This is a genomic window from Companilactobacillus sp. FL22-3, assembly GCF_054881455.1.
Genome location: NZ_JBTYYZ010000001.1, coordinates 374,604 through 389,292 on the forward strand (window position 1 = coordinate 374,604; position 14,689 = coordinate 389,292).

At 38.2% G+C, this 14,689-nt stretch carries 12 protein-coding genes; 5 read left to right on the forward strand and 7 right to left on the reverse strand.

Features of this window, described 5'->3' with window-relative positions; translation table 11 throughout:
* The first annotated feature begins 77 nt into the window (after nt 1-77).
* Nucleotides 78-851, forward strand: a complete 774-nt coding sequence (locus ACYT32_RS01785) for a DUF1003 domain-containing protein (RefSeq protein ID WP_395266060.1) — start codon at nt 78-80, stop codon at nt 849-851.
* A 20-nt stretch (nt 852-871) separates the two neighbouring features.
* Here ACYT32_RS01785 and ACYT32_RS01790 read toward each other — a convergent pair whose 3' ends face one another.
* The gene (locus tag ACYT32_RS01790) at nt 872-2,047 is read right to left on the reverse strand and encodes an ammonium transporter (RefSeq protein WP_395266059.1); all 1,176 of its coding nucleotides are present in this window, start codon (nt 2,045-2,047) and stop codon (nt 872-874) included.
* Nucleotides 2,048-2,229: 182 nt separating this feature from the next.
* On the opposite strand from ACYT32_RS01790, the gene ACYT32_RS01795 reads away from it, so the two are divergent.
* A complete protein-coding gene (locus ACYT32_RS01795) occupies nt 2,230-4,257 on the forward strand; it encodes a KUP/HAK/KT family potassium transporter (protein WP_395266058.1) in 2,028 nt (675 codons plus the stop codon).
* A gap of 144 nt (nt 4,258-4,401) precedes the next feature.
* On the opposite strand, the gene ACYT32_RS01800 is transcribed toward ACYT32_RS01795, so the two are convergent.
* Both ACYT32_RS01800 and ACYT32_RS01805 read right to left on the reverse strand, forming a co-directional pair.
* Nucleotides 4,402-4,761 carry a DUF6483 family protein gene (locus ACYT32_RS01800; RefSeq protein ID WP_395266056.1) on the reverse strand — a complete coding sequence of 120 codons (360 nt, stop codon included), beginning with the start codon at nt 4,759-4,761 and terminating at the stop codon, nt 4,402-4,404.
* Nucleotides 4,762-4,773: 12 nt separating this feature from the next.
* On the reverse strand, nt 4,774-5,331 hold the full coding sequence (locus tag ACYT32_RS01805; RefSeq protein ID WP_395266055.1) for a cysteine hydrolase family protein: 558 nt from the start codon (nt 5,329-5,331) through the stop codon (nt 4,774-4,776).
* 218 nt (nt 5,332-5,549) lie between these two features.
* On the opposite strand from ACYT32_RS01805, the gene ACYT32_RS01810 reads away from it, so the two are divergent.
* The gene (locus tag ACYT32_RS01810) at nt 5,550-6,095 is read left to right on the forward strand and encodes a hypothetical protein (RefSeq protein ID WP_395266054.1); all 546 of its coding nucleotides are present in this window, start codon (nt 5,550-5,552) and stop codon (nt 6,093-6,095) included.
* Between the two features lie 13 nt (nt 6,096-6,108).
* Here ACYT32_RS01810 and ACYT32_RS01815 read toward each other — a convergent pair whose 3' ends face one another.
* Complete coding sequence (locus tag ACYT32_RS01815) at nt 6,109-6,957, reverse strand: alpha/beta fold hydrolase (RefSeq protein WP_395266053.1); 849 nt, start codon at nt 6,955-6,957, stop codon at nt 6,109-6,111.
* Nucleotides 6,958-7,138: 181 nt separating this feature from the next.
* Here ACYT32_RS01815 and ACYT32_RS01820 point away from each other — a divergent pair, with 181 nt between their 5' ends.
* Entirely contained in the window at nt 7,139-7,843 is a 705-nt protein-coding gene (locus ACYT32_RS01820) for a glucosamine-6-phosphate deaminase (protein ID WP_395266052.1), read from the forward strand.
* Between the two features lie 214 nt (nt 7,844-8,057).
* Nucleotides 8,058-9,428, forward strand: a complete 1,371-nt coding sequence (locus tag ACYT32_RS01825) for an amino acid permease (RefSeq protein WP_395266051.1) — start codon at nt 8,058-8,060, stop codon at nt 9,426-9,428.
* 48 nt (nt 9,429-9,476) lie between these two features.
* Here the strand turns inward: ACYT32_RS01825 and ACYT32_RS01830 are convergent, their stop codons facing one another.
* The 3 genes from ACYT32_RS01830 to ACYT32_RS01840 all read right to left on the reverse strand — a co-directional run bounded on the left by ACYT32_RS01830 (nt 9,477) and on the right by ACYT32_RS01840 (nt 14,517).
* A complete protein-coding gene (locus ACYT32_RS01830) occupies nt 9,477-10,652 on the reverse strand; it encodes a chloride channel protein (protein ID WP_461793348.1) in 1,176 nt (391 codons plus the stop codon).
* A gap of 402 nt (nt 10,653-11,054) precedes the next feature.
* Nucleotides 11,055-11,966 (reverse strand): Gfo/Idh/MocA family protein, encoded by a 912-nt coding sequence (locus ACYT32_RS01835; RefSeq protein ID WP_395266049.1) that lies wholly within the window; start codon nt 11,964-11,966, stop codon nt 11,055-11,057.
* A 16-nt stretch (nt 11,967-11,982) separates the two neighbouring features.
* Nucleotides 11,983-14,517: an excinuclease ABC subunit UvrA gene (locus ACYT32_RS01840; RefSeq protein WP_395266048.1), complete on the reverse strand. Its 2,535-nt coding sequence runs from the start codon at nt 14,515-14,517 to the stop codon at nt 11,983-11,985.
* Nucleotides 14,518-14,689: the final 172 nt, after the last annotated feature.

The following is a 14,689-nucleotide window of genomic DNA, read 5'->3' on the forward strand; positions in this document are numbered from 1 at the left end:
ATTCTTTAAGTTGGTTTTTTTGCTTTAATTTTTTCCCCCCTTTATACTGAGTCTGTATTTATTCAAGGGGGTGCATTATGGCAATCCAAAAGAATCAAATTTGTATTATTTGCGGAAAACATTTTACGATCATGGAGGGGCTTTTCTTAAGAGACCTCAGTGGACAATTGCGAGAACAAATTCTCAAAACTAATAGTTTTGCGAAACAGTCCTCGTTTATTTGCTTAAAGGATTTACAGAAGTTAAGAATCGATCAAATGCAGGCAGTTATCGATCAAGAACGTAAAACTGATCAAGCAACGAGCGACAAACTCAAAAAAGAAATGGCCAAAGATACTTATGTCATCACCAATCTCAATGATACCGTCTATGGTAAAAGGTCAACTGGACAAAGACTAGCTGATGCAGTAGCCAAATTTGGTGGTAGTTGGGGATTTATTATCGCCTTTCTAATTATCCTAATAGTTTGGATGACGATCAATGTCGTACACTTCTTAGGCGTTAATTTTGATCCGTATCCATTTATACTACTGAACTTATTCTTGAGCTGTGTGGCCGCAATACAGGCTCCTATCATTATGATGAGTCAGAACCGACAGGCCGAGCGTGACCGTTTTGATTCAGAAAATGATTACAAGACCAATATGAAATCAGAAATGGAGATCCGGATCTTACACGAAAAATTGGATCAGCTGAATGAAGTCAAATGGCCTCACATCTTAGATATTCAGAAGATGCAAATTGAAGTCCTCAGCGAGATCGAAAATGAAATCCAATCACTCAAGGCTAGCGATGAAAAGAAACGTGAACGTAATACTCGCCACCCAACACGTGAACAAAAAAATCTCTAGTTTAAATTAAAGAGCTTTTTTTAAGCTATTTTAAGATTGGGCAGTCCGACATCTTCTCTAAATAGTCGTTTCAAAACTTGCACGATGACAACGCTAATTACTGAGACATAGATAATAGTAAATATAACGCCGAAAGTTTGCATTCCCAATTGTTTTAAACCACCACCATAAAATAAACCATTAGTTGTAACGGCGTTATTAACCGACTTGGTGGCAAATAATCCTACTGCTAGCGAACCGATAATTCCGCTGATACCATGACAACCAAAAATATCTAAATAATCGTTGAGATGTAGCCGATATTTCAAATAATTCATGAAATAAAAACTACCGGCTGCTGAAATAATTCCAATGATAATTGAACCGAAGACCGTTACATATCCAGTACCAGGCGTGATTCCTACTAATCCACAAATACTACCTGTACAAATACCGCTGAGTGTGACATGACCTTTAAAAATTTGTTCCAAAGCCATCCAAGTCATCAAAGCTGTGCAAGCTGCTACCGTGGTGGTGAAGAAAGCATTGATTGCTGGAAAGCCAATATTCAAAGCACTACCAGCATTGAAACCATACCAACCGACCCACAAAAGAGCCGTTCCCATTAAAATCCATAAAGGATTACCTTGCACCTGTTCATTGTGATACTTGTAAGGTTCTCGCAAAGTAATCGCCAAGATCATCGCTGTGATGCCAGCATTAATATGAATAACAGTTCCACCAGCGAAGTCTAAGACACCCAATTGAGCTAAAAAACCATTGGCAGACCAAACGATATGAGCTAGTGGATAATAAATGAACAAAGACCACAAGGTAACAAACAACAAGATAAACTTGATTTTAACTCGACTAGCGACTGCCCCTAAAAAAAGAGCTGGGGTCAAGATAGCAAACATCATCTGAAATATTAAATATACAGAAGTCGGCAATTTTGTCGTGCCATAGACAGACGATAAGTCTATCCCTGACAAAAATAAATGGTTAAAATTGCCGATCAATCCTAAACTGTTACCTTCAAATGAAACTGGAAAACCGATCACGATCCATAAAAGACCGGCCAGACCGAACATTAAAAAACTATCAAATAAAATTCTCGTGACATCTCTTTGGGGTACAAAACCGCTGTAAAACACGGCAATTCCTGGAACCATTAACCAGACCAATATTGCTGAAAGAAGCATAAATACCACATTCATACCAATCACATTCTTTTCTTTTATAGTCTTTTTATTTAATTTCAGTATTGTATAACTAAATCATTTTCATGTATACCAATATGTGTTTTGGATGCCAATCATATAAATTTTTAAATTTTAACAAAAAAACTATAATTAGAACTGTGTAAACAGCACCAGGAATTGGTAAAAAGGAGATAAGCATGAAAAAGAGAAATTCATCATTATCGGCTCTAGGTATGCTGATAACACTGGGTATCGTCTATGGTGATATCGGTACATCACCTTTATACGTTATGAACGCCATCTTAAACGATGCTGGAACGATGGCCGACGCAAAACCTGAGTATATCATCGGCAGCGTTTCTTTAATTTTCTGGACTCTAATGCTTATCACTACGATCAAATATGTTTTGATTGCTATGAAAGCTGATAACAAAAAAGAGGGTGGTATCTTTGCCCTCTATGCTCTAGTCCGTTCACAAGGAAAATGGTTGATCATCCCCGCTTTAATCGGTGGGTCTGCCATTTTAGCCGACGGAACTTTGACCCCTGCTGTTACGGTAACTTCTGCTATTGAAGGTATCAAAGGCCAAAGTTTTGGTCATCTTACTTTTTCTAACAGTCAACACATCGTCTTGATCATTGTCACGATAATTTTGTTAACGATCTTTATTATTCAAAAGTTTGGAACAGAGCGAATTGGACGTTCCTTTGGTCCAATCATGTTCATCTGGTTCAGTTTTATTGGGATTGCTGGGTTACTTAATATGACTAACGATCTCAGTGTTCTCAAGGCCTTATCGCCAATTTACGCTATCCAAGTCTTATTCAGTCCAGTTAATAAGGTTGGAATCTTCATCCTTGGCAGTGTTTTTCTAGCCACTACTGGTGCTGAAGCTTTATATTCAGATATGGGACAAGTTGGAAAGCATAATATTTATGCTACCTGGCCTTTCGTCTACTTAATGCTGATGCTTAATTATCTCGGTCAGGCCGCCTGGGTGATTTCTAATTATCAAGACAGTCGTTATAACGTTACGGGTATCAATCCGTTTTATCAAATGTTACCAGAGCAGTTTAAAATTTTTGCCATTATCATCGCAACTTTAGCAGCAATTATTGCCTCACAAGCTCTAATAACTGGCTCGTTTACTTTAGTTCAAGAAGCAATCGGTCTAAAGATCTTGCCAATGCTTAAAGTTAAATTCCCCGGCAAACTACAGAGTCAACTTTATATTGAGGCAGTGAATTGGATTCTTTGTCTGATCACGGTCAGTATCGTCTGGGGCTTTGGTACATCCGAACACATGGAGGCAGCCTATGGTTTGGCCATCACGATGACAATGCTAATGACAACCATTCTTCTGCATCAGTTCTTGATCATGAAGAAGCATCGTTTGTTTGCCAACTTTTTCTTGGTCCTCTTTTTTGCTTTGGAAGGCCTCTTCTTCGTCTCCAGCATCATAAAATTTGTTCATGGCGGTTACGTAACGATCATCATCACAGCCGCAATTCTATTGATTATGGTCGTCTGGTACTTTGGAAACAAGCGCCGTGATGCTTATATGGCTGAGAGTGAAAATGTTCATTTGACTGATTTCATCCCTCAACTAGAAAAACTCAGTCAAGATGAAAATATCCCCACTTACTCGACCAATTTAGTCTACATGTTGAAGATGGGCCCTAATCATACCTTGAAAAGATCGATCATTTATTCGATTTTGGATCAAGATCCGAAACGGGCTAAAGTTTACTGGTTCATCACTGTCAATCAAACTAGTGCCCCTTACGAATGCAACTACAGCGTTGATATGATGGGAACAAGAAACGTCGTTGACGTTACCTTGAATCTCGGTTTCAAAAAATCACAACATGTGAATATTTACATTAGACAGATCATCACTAGCTTATTAGATCAACATATTATTGATGACCAAACACCTACTTACTCAATGGTCAAAGATCGACACGTAGGCTCTTTCAAGTTCGTCATTCAAAATCAACAGTTCCAGGATTTAGGCGCCCAAGAATACATGCGGGGACTCGACCGTTTCTTGATTGGTGGACGTCTCTTGCTACAAAACCTCACTATTTCTCCTGCCCTTTGGTTCGGTTTGGAATTTAGCGACGTTGTTGAAGAAAAAGTTCCTTTGTTCTTAGGAAGTCACTTCGATCAATATTTAACGGAAAAAGAGATTTGTAATACTCGCCCAAAAATTCACCGCTAAAGTAAAACACTCCTCTACTTCTGGATCATTCCTCACGGGTTTATATTGATTCTTATAAAGAAAACACCACCATGAATGTTAGACAATCTAACATTTATGGTGGTGTTTTAAAAATCAATAAAGCTTTTGTTAATAGAATTATTCTTAGTAGATATTTTCATCGAATTTCTCAATCTTTTTTAAACCAACAGTCAAACTCTCAGCCGTTATTTGACTATTACCCCGCAGCTCTTTTCCACTCAATTTTGAATAGAACCACGTACCTAATTTTACAAAGTTTGTCTCGGATAATCCATATTGTAATTGCAATATTCGGTGAGCCGCTTTAGCGTACTGTTTTTCATCTAACAACTTTTCAATCTCAGTCTGATGAGGTAATTTTTCTGCTTCTTTTTGGGGAAAGACAACTTCAATTTCCTCAGCTTTGCCTTTAGATAAAGTGGCCCCTAGTCCTCTGGCAAAGGAATTGATCTGTCTCATGATCCAATCATTTTCATCTTCCATGAAAAACATCTCCTAGTCGACTATTTTGGCTCCTAAACAATTTTTGAAATGATCCAATGCCCATTCATGCCCTGCCTGATTAAATGACGCTACGCCCGATTCATGGATAACTAATTGATAATTTAGATTGTACGCATCGACAGCCGTATGAAGTACACAAATATCCGTACAGACACCAACTAAATGCAAAGTATCAACTTTTCGTTCCCGTAAGCGTAAATCGAGATCAGTTCCAGCAAAAGCACTGTATCTAGTCTTATCGAATAGTTTGACTTGCTCACCATCATTATGACCGTCGTACCAATCCTTCAGACCTCCAAACAGTTCTCTTCCCCAAGTTCCCCGCACGTTATGGATCGGAAATAATTTCGTCTCGGGATGATATGGATCATTCGCCTTGTGGACGTCAGTCGGAAACCAAACTCGATCTCCATCTTGATACATTTTGGCAGCTAAATCTAAAATACTTTTTTCGATAGCTTGACCTGGCTTCCCGCAAGTTAAGGCTCCCTGGTCGGCCACAAAATCATTCGTATAGTCGATAATCAATAACGCTTGATGTGAAGACATAGCATTTCCCACTTTCTTCTAGTTATTTGGTTATAATGAAAGTATTCCGAGAATGACAGTTTTAGTCAATCAATCTGCATATTGAATTTATTTTAATTTTTATATCGTAATTTATACGTAGAGACGAATCGACTACCTATTTATCCTGTAGTCTAAGCTGTATCACATTTCACCATGTTATAATCAAGGCATATTTGGCTGGTTAGGAGTTCTTACTAATGCACAAAAAACAGCGTAATTCGATCAATAAAGTCTATCTAAGTATTGCACTTATCATCGTAGTTATTTTTGCTGGGCTATTATCATTTTTTACTCTTAGAACACCTAGTAAAGTAGTCCAGAATAATCAAGCAACTAGCCATCCTAAAGTTGAATACAAGAATATCAAAAAGAATCTTGACCAAAAATTTAATCAAAATGGTTCCATCGTAACCATCAAAGAAGAACATAATATCAACGATAAAACTAGTAAATATCCTCACACCGTCATCATAGTCAAATTAACCGATACTCAGACGCAGAAGTATCTCAAAACCACTTATGAAGCTGTCCAAAATAATCAAGCCAATGATGACCAAAAACTCTATATCTACTCGATTCAAAAGATCATCTCCGATCAGGCTAAAAAGCTTCACAATAATTACGATGTGATTCAATTCGTCTACAAAGATGGCGATAAATACATCCCTATCGCTAGTTCTCAAAAAAACAAGTTTTTAATTCAACCTGTAAAAATCATTCAAGACAAAAATATGGCAGCCTGACGGCTGTCATATTTTAATTGATTGCTTCGGTTTTCTTCTCTGTAGTTTCGTCAAAATGAATTATTTTCTCAGCCACTTCAGCTGGTTTCTCAATCATTGCCAAATGACCGGCGCCCTTAATATCTTCCATTTGTAAATCAGGCACTCGACCAATTGTTGCTTTGGCATCTTTGATACCCTTTTCCGTCAAAATCTGATCATCTTCGCCAAACAAAGCAAGCGTTGGAATGTTGAAACTTCTAAGGCGTTTGTTCAATGGCTTTTCACCTAAATAATCCAAAGCCATCTTCTGCAATTTCTTAGCTACTTTATGATCAACGGCATTGGCTGCTTTGTCCACGATCTTAGGATCTTTCAAGGCTGAACGATCAAAGTCTTTGGCAAAGTATAGTCCTGCTTTAACGGGGGACTTAGCCAATTTACCAAAGAGTGGAATGTTAGCTACTGCCGAATGAGCATCCATGTCAGCATATTTATCTGTTGCGGGCGTGTTCAATAAAATCAACTTATTGACTGTAAAGCCACGCATTTCAGCCATATTTACGGCAATCAGACCACCGACTCCGTAACCAAAGATCACTAACTTGTTAGCTACTTTAGCACGTGCCATTGCCTCCAACAAGTTCCAAGCTTGGGTATCGATCGTATAATGGTCGTTTTTGGCATTGGAAGATTTGCCCTGTCCCAAAAGATCCAAGGCGACGATTGTTTGATATTTTTTCTTTAAAAAGGGAATGATTTCATTAAAATAATCAATCGATCCATTGATACCAGGGACAAGCACAATGATACTGTCGCTGTCATATGGTCCGATCATATTTGTATTGACGCTTCCTTCAGATGTAGATAATATTTTTTCCAAATTTATTCTGCCTCTTTAAGTTTTTACTCTTAGTTAAAAATATACCTAACTTGTGAAGATTTTGCATTGATTCTGGCAATTTTTAAACTATTTTTATTTAATCTCAGTATTATATTGACAATTTCCTTAAAATGCATTAGATTGGACTAGACCAGAAATATAGAGATGGGAGATTTATATAATGAACATAATTAAAGTTAAAGATACCCAAATGGGCGGTAAAGAAGCTTTTAAGCTTGTTAAAAATGACATCGAAAATGGTGCCAAAGTTTTAGGATTAGCAACTGGAAGCAGCCCTATTACTCTTTATAACGAAATGACTGCTAGTGACCTCGATTTCTCCAATATGACATCAGTTAACTTGGATGAATACGTTGGCTTACAACCAGACAACGAACAAAGTTACCACTACTTCATGAATGAACACCTCTTCAGCAAGAAGCCTTTCAAGAATTCATATGTTCCTGATGGCTCAAATCCTGATGCTCAAGCTGCTACAGCTGCTTACGATAAGATCATTGAGGAAAATCCTATCGACTTGCAAATTCTTGGTATCGGTAGAAATGGTCACATTGGTTTCAACGAACCTGGCTCACCATTTGATGGTAAGACTAGAAAAGTTGGTTTGACAGAATCTACTATCGAAGCAAATACTCGTTTCTTCGAAGACGAAAAAGACGTTCCACGTTTTGCTTACTCAATGGGTATTGGTTCAATCATGAAAGCTAAGAAGATTATCTTGTTAGCTTACGGTGAAAATAAAGCTGACGCCATTGCTGCTACAGTTGACGGACCTGTGACTGAAGATTGTCCAGCCAGTGCTTTGCAAAACCATCCTGACGTAACTATCATCTTAGATGATGCAGCTGCTTCAAAATTAAAATAATTGCACTTAATTCTTGGGAGATTGAATGACTCATTCGTCTCCTAATTATCATGATCAAATATTAGATACCCCTGATTCGAGTTTGGAATCAGGGGTATTTTTGGAATCATTTTTTCAAAATTGACTGCCTTTTTCTTAGTTAATATTTTTGGTTGACAACAACTTTTAAAGACATGTAATCTAAGTAGGTTGTATTTAGGTGGTTAATTTAATTATGAAAGAAAAATTGTTTAAAAAGTCCGACTATAAAGAATTTATGGCCGGCGATTCTCATTTTGAAAAAGTTCTGACCCGTGGAAATCTCATTTCGATGGGAATCGGCGCCATTATCGGAACGGGTATCTTTATCTTACCTGGTATCGTCTCTTATGGAACTGCTGGACCAGGGATTACTATTTCCTTTATTCTAGCGGCTATTGTCTGTATCTTAACTGCCATGTGCTTCGCCGAATTGTCATCAACCTTTCCCGTAGCTGGTAGTACTTATTCTTATGGCAGCATTATTTTTGGCCAGTTCCCTGGCTGGTTGATTGGCTGGGCATTATGTCTAGAATACGTTCTGGGCGTTTCTGCCGTCTCTTCTGGTTTCTCGGCCTACTTTGTGAGTCTGATGAAAAGCTTCGGCTTGGTGCTTCCTAAGGCCATTATCGGCCCATTTGAACCCAGTAACGGTTCATTTATCAATCTTCCTGCTATTATCGTTTTAGTGTTGATTTATCTTTTATTGCGTCGAGGCATTCAAGCTTCTACCAAAATGAATACGGTGATGGTTTTCGTGAAAATTGCCGTCGTGTTAACTTTTATTGTCGTGGGTATTTTTTACATCAAGCCTGCAAACTACCATCCCTACTTTCCTATGGGTAGATTTGGTGTCGTCAAAGGAGCTGCTTTAGTTTTCTTTGCTTATCTAGGTTTTGACGTCATTCCCTCTTCAGCCCCTGAAGTCAAAAATCCCCAGAAGAACATTCCTATCAGTATTATGATCTCCCTGGCGATCTGTGCCATTTTATACGTGATCCTTTCAGCAGTTTTGACCGGAATGGTCAATTACAAGCATTTAAACGTAGCTGACCCCGTAGTCTTTGCTTTAAATTACGTTAAATTAGGCAAAATTGCCTTCCTAATCAATATTGGTGCCTTGGCAGGAATGTTTACCATGATGCTCAACACAGTCTACGGTGGCTCAAGACTGATCTACGCCTTAGGTCGGGACAAAATGATTCCCGAAGCTTTTGGAAAAATTGATCAAAAAGCTAAAATGCCCATCATTTCCTTGAATATGATCACTCTTTTAGCAGTTTTACTAGGTGGCTTCGTTTCGTTAAAAGAACTGACTAGTTTGGTTAACATCGGTACCTTAGTCTCCTTCACTTTCGTTGCCGCTGGTATCATCAAACTACGTCATCGTTTAGACGTTCCGAAAAGTGAATTTAAAGTTCCCTTTTATCCAGTTTTACCAGTCATTTCCGTCATTTTATGTCTGATCTTAATGACCCAAGTCAGCATCAATTCTTGGATCACTTTCCTCGCTTGGTTCGCCATTGGCGTAGTAGTTTACTTTGCTTATGGCTATCGAAAGAACTGATCAGTGAACTCAAATACCAAATAACCCGCTAAATCCTAGTTGAAGAATTTAGCGGGTTATTTGATATTTTTTTAATTTTGATAAAAAGTACATTATTAAGGCCACACCAATAATGATGGGACTAAGAGTAATGGGAAAGAAAAATAACAAGAAGATTCCACTGACTAGTGGCGATAAGAGAACACTCATCAACGTTGTTGCCACTACTGCTGTTACCAACAACATATCAAACTGGGGTACGATTTTAGCGACCGCAAATCCCAACGTCATTGCTGCAAAAGTAATCGGAAAGATGTCTCCCCCACGCCAGTTTAAGTTCAAGCACCAGGCTAAAAAAATCAGTTTCAATAAAGCCATTGTTAACAAAAATTCTGGCGTTTCCTTTGACCAAGCTCCTGTCAAGAGATGCAGACTGTGTTGGCCCGAGAACAATAAGTCAGGAGCAAGATATGAAACAAGAATGATACCGAGCATCCCGATAAAAATCTTGACTGTCAGAGAAATCTCTAACCGCTGCAATTGCTTGACCAATATTTGATATATCACTTTGATCAGCTTGCCAAAAATTGCAATCACAATCATCAAAACCGGCACGATCCATAATTGTTCAATTTGCCAGTGCGATTGACCTAGCTTAGTAATAAAGGAAGGCTGATCCGTTTGCCGCAGCAATAAGCCAAAAGCTAAAACTCCATTGATGGCAAAAACAACGTAGAGTAGCTTTTTTTGCTTGATCAACTTCGGCTGTTTCGGAGCTAATTTTTCATCATAGCTTTGTCGATACTTAAAAGGATTAAAGAGTCGTTTAAATACATCTGTCTTTGGCAAATCCTTCAACTCATCATATTGAAAATAAAGATAACGTAAATTATCCGCTTGCCAAATCGACAGTGAGATTATGGCACTCAATAAAGCCGCCTCTGGACCGACACCAGCACCAAATACTAAGACTACCAAGGTGACTAATAAATTTAAAAAGACATCCTGATAATCAATCGTACGTCTCTGTTTCAATTCTATTAAAGAATCATGAGCCGTTTTAGGAAGATTTGGCCAATGGCTGAGTAAAAAGTACAAAAATCCACTGCCAATGATTATTAATATCGTCTGGAAAATGTGGTTGCTATCTGTCCAAATTAGATCCGAAAGTAAGCCCTCTAAAATCAAAAAGGCTGCTGCTATAACACCGATAACAGCACTTAAGTATAGGCCATAGCCAAACATTGCCAATCTCTTAATTTGTATCACCTCTCAGTTGTATATTGAAAAATTATAAACTGATTGTTAAGAGACATCTAGTTACTTGCGAAATTTCTCAACAATAAATCAACTTAGGCTTTAATTTGGGAACAAAAAAAGGACCTGCACATCTGCAGATCCTCGTGGTAAGGTGCAATGATTTTCCAAACGCATACACGCCAACCATTTACCCTTACCTCGGTTTGGCACCGTCACGTAGTATCGCATGGAGGTACTTATAAGTCAATATTTTTTAATTTCCGTATTCGTTTTCACATGTTCAAGTGTCAAAGCCCTTGTCGCTGTAAGTATTAGCAAAAGATGTTTCACATGGAACATCTTGTATAAAGACACTTGTTCGCCCCAAGATATGGTAGGAGGACTGGGTTAATCATTTTGAATTGAATCACTCAACTCTGTGCATAGTTTATGACTCAAAATTGCTGATTCTGGACTAACTGGATTGTCAGCTCCTGTGGTCACAGCAGTTAAAAAGGCCCGAATAATCGGATCAAATCCCCGAGTTACTAAAGTATTTTCCCAATCAGGACGTGCTGTTTGTGTAATCATCCCTGTTTGATAAGTCTGTAATAAATTAAGGTTAGTAACTACTTGACGGGTATTAACTCCCTGAACCGTCGATAGTTCAAGATTGCTACCACCCGCCATATTAGTGATTATTTGAGCCTGACTCTTAGCCGTTTGCAAAGTGATATAGCCCTGTTCCAAATTACCATCTTTAGTCACTAAGAAATTACTAACGTGCTGAATCTTTTCGTCCAATAAATATACCGCCGTGTCGATAGAGTGAATCATCAAGTCAAAAATAGCAAATTTCGTCGATTGGACTGCTTGTTCTCGAATTTTTTCTGAGACGATTGTTCTTTTATCAGTGATTTTTTTCAATTCCTGATTAAAAGGCGCAAAACGACGATTGAACCCACAAGTTAAGAGGAGTTGTTTTTTAGCTGCTAACTGGTACAGAGCTTCCACTTCATGTAGATCTTCTGAAATTGGCTTATCAACGTACACATTTATTCCTGAACTAAGCAATCGTTTGATGATTTGATAGTGTGTTTCGGTCGGAGTATGTACAAAAACCGCCAGTGGCTTTTGTGCAATCAGCTGATCTAAGGTTTGATGAAAATGCTTGAATCCATATTTTTGTTCGAGCATTTTACCTTTAGCCTCGTTACGAGTTGTCAGATGCCATTCAAATTGATCTTGCAACGTTGCCATAACGGGTAAATATGCCTTTTGAGCAATATTTCCTAAACCGATCACACCAATTTTTTCCATTTTTTTCACCTCAAAATTAATCTTCATTAAATAGTTGTAAATGTGCTTTTAGATATTTACCAGTCAAACTAGCAGGATTATTAGCCACCTCTTTGGGTGAACCAGTAGCGACGATTTTACCACCGTTAACTCCACCCTCAGGACCTAAATCAGTAATATAGTCGGCATTGGCAATAATATCTAAGTCATGCTCAATCACAATGATGGTCGCATGTTTTTTCAAAAGTTTGTTAAAGACACCTAGTAATACGCCAACATCTTTCGGATGTAATCCGACGCTGGGCTCATCAAAAATGAACAATTGATTCTTCTGACTGCGCTTCATGTAGGTAACTAATTTCAGACGTTGTGCTTCCCCACCAGATAAAGTTGGAGTGCTTTCGCCTAATTTGAGATAACTTAAGCCAATATTGATCAAGACATCTAAGGTATTTTTAATGCTAGGTACATCTTCAAAAAAGTCTCTAGCTTCGCGCACCGACATATCAAGAATTTCAGCAATATTTTTCCCATGCCAAGTAATATTCAAAATATCTTGTTTATAGCGATTGCCATGACAGACGGGACATGTTTGAACCATGTCGGGCAAATATTGAATATCCAAAGTGATAACACCAGTGCCACCGCAATTAGGACAAGCACCTTGTTTATTATTGTATGAGAAGTAAGTAGCCGTGTACTTTTTAGCTTTTGCTGCTGGTGTCTGGGCAAAAATCTTTCTTAATTGATCCAAAGTCTTGGTATAAGTACCGACTGTTGAACGAACATTCTTGCCAATCGGTACAGAATCGACCTTGACGATATTTTTGATTCCAGCTGGGTCGACGCTTTTGACATAACTTGGTAACTTATCACCGGTCAACTGATTGTTTAGCGCTGGTACCAAACTTTCAAATATCAAAGTGGTTTTCCCAGACCCAGACATCCCCGAAACGACATTGAGTGACTCTTTACTAAACTTAGCTGTCATCCCATGAATATTATAACGGTCTCCAATTTCGACTTGGAGAGTACCCTTTTGAAATGGTTTTTGGACAGGATGTTTGATTATTTGAGCCGTCCCAGTCAAATATGGCTGAATTACCGATTGCTGATTTGCTTCAATCTCCTTGACCGTTCCTTGACTGATGACTCTACCGCCATCTTTTCCTGAATCAGGACCAATTTCAATTACATAGTCGGCGGCAGCAATAATACTAGTATCATGGTCGACCACGATCAACGAGTTACCTAATTGGACCAATTCTCGCAAAATTTTGATCAGACCAGTGACATTGGCAGGATGTAAACCCACGCTTGGTTCATCAAGCACATACAAGACACCAGTCATCTGATTGCGAATCGTTCTAGCTAATTGAATTCGTTGCAATTCTCCAGTTGATAAAGAATTACCTGCTCGTGAAATAGCTAAATAATTCAAACCTAAATCAACGATTGGTGCTAACAATTCCAATAATTCATTGGTTAAATTTTTGCCTAAAGCTTGCATATCATGAGGGAGCCATTTCATAATTTCTTTGCAAAAATCTTGTAATTGAGAAATCGTAAAATTCGATACTTCGGCAATATTTTTCCCGACTAACTGATTCGTAAACAATTTGGGATTAAACCGGCTACCATGGCAATCTGGACAAATCTTTTCGGAATAAAATCTTTCCAATCTAGTCAAAGTATTCTCATTTTTAGTGCTTTTAAGACTATTCTTCACAGCCGCGATGGCATTTTCATAGAGCGCATTTAATCTAAAAGAGCGACCGGTCTTCGTTGGTACCAAAATCTCTTTGCGTTGTTCTGGTCCATTGATAACAATATCTTGCTCTTTCTTAGTTAAATCTTGAAATGGCACATCGGTTCTAACACCTAGTTCTTTAATGACCTCTTTTTGTAAGGTTCGACCAGGTAAATTCCATGATAAAACAGCTCCTTGATCAATTGTTAAAGATCGGTCAGGAATGATTTTATCTAACTCAATTTCTTTGAGAAAACCGGTTCCTTGGCAAGTTGGGCAAGCACCGTCAGAGTTAAAGGCAAAATCCTCCGCCCCAAAAATCCTGAATTTGACGCCACAAACCGGACAAGTTAGCTGTCCCATAGCCTCATCAGAAGTTGGCAGATCCATTAATTGGGAAATTTTCAGCGTCGGATCAAGTCGATGTCCATTCGGACAAAGGACTGAGGCTAAACGAGAAAACATCAATCGTAAAATATTCAAACTTTCAGTCATTGTACCAACAGTTGAACGAACACTGGGAACGACTGGTCTTTGCCGTAATGCAATTGTTGATGGTAAATTCTTGATATCCTTCACATCGGAACGGCCAACTTGAGTGATCCGTCGTCTCGTATAAGTCGATAATGCATTGAGATATTTACGGGCACCTTCAGAATAAATCGTATCCATTGCTAAGGAAGACTTTCCTGAACCGGAAACACCGGTAATAGCTACAAAAGAATTTAATGGGATTTTGACGTTAAGATCTTTCAAGTTATTAGCATTGGCTCCAGTAATCTCAATATTATCTGGAATATAATTCTTGTGTCTAATTGTCATAATTGCTCCCTTCATCCGTTGCACTGATTATAACATTGTCCTTAACTTCTTAGAAAAATAAGGTTTATCGTCTGTAACGCTATAACGATAAAACATGACGATAGTTCTTTTGTTTATCATTCGATAATTAAAATGTCAAAAAAAGAACTCAAATGTAAGGTCATTTGAGTTC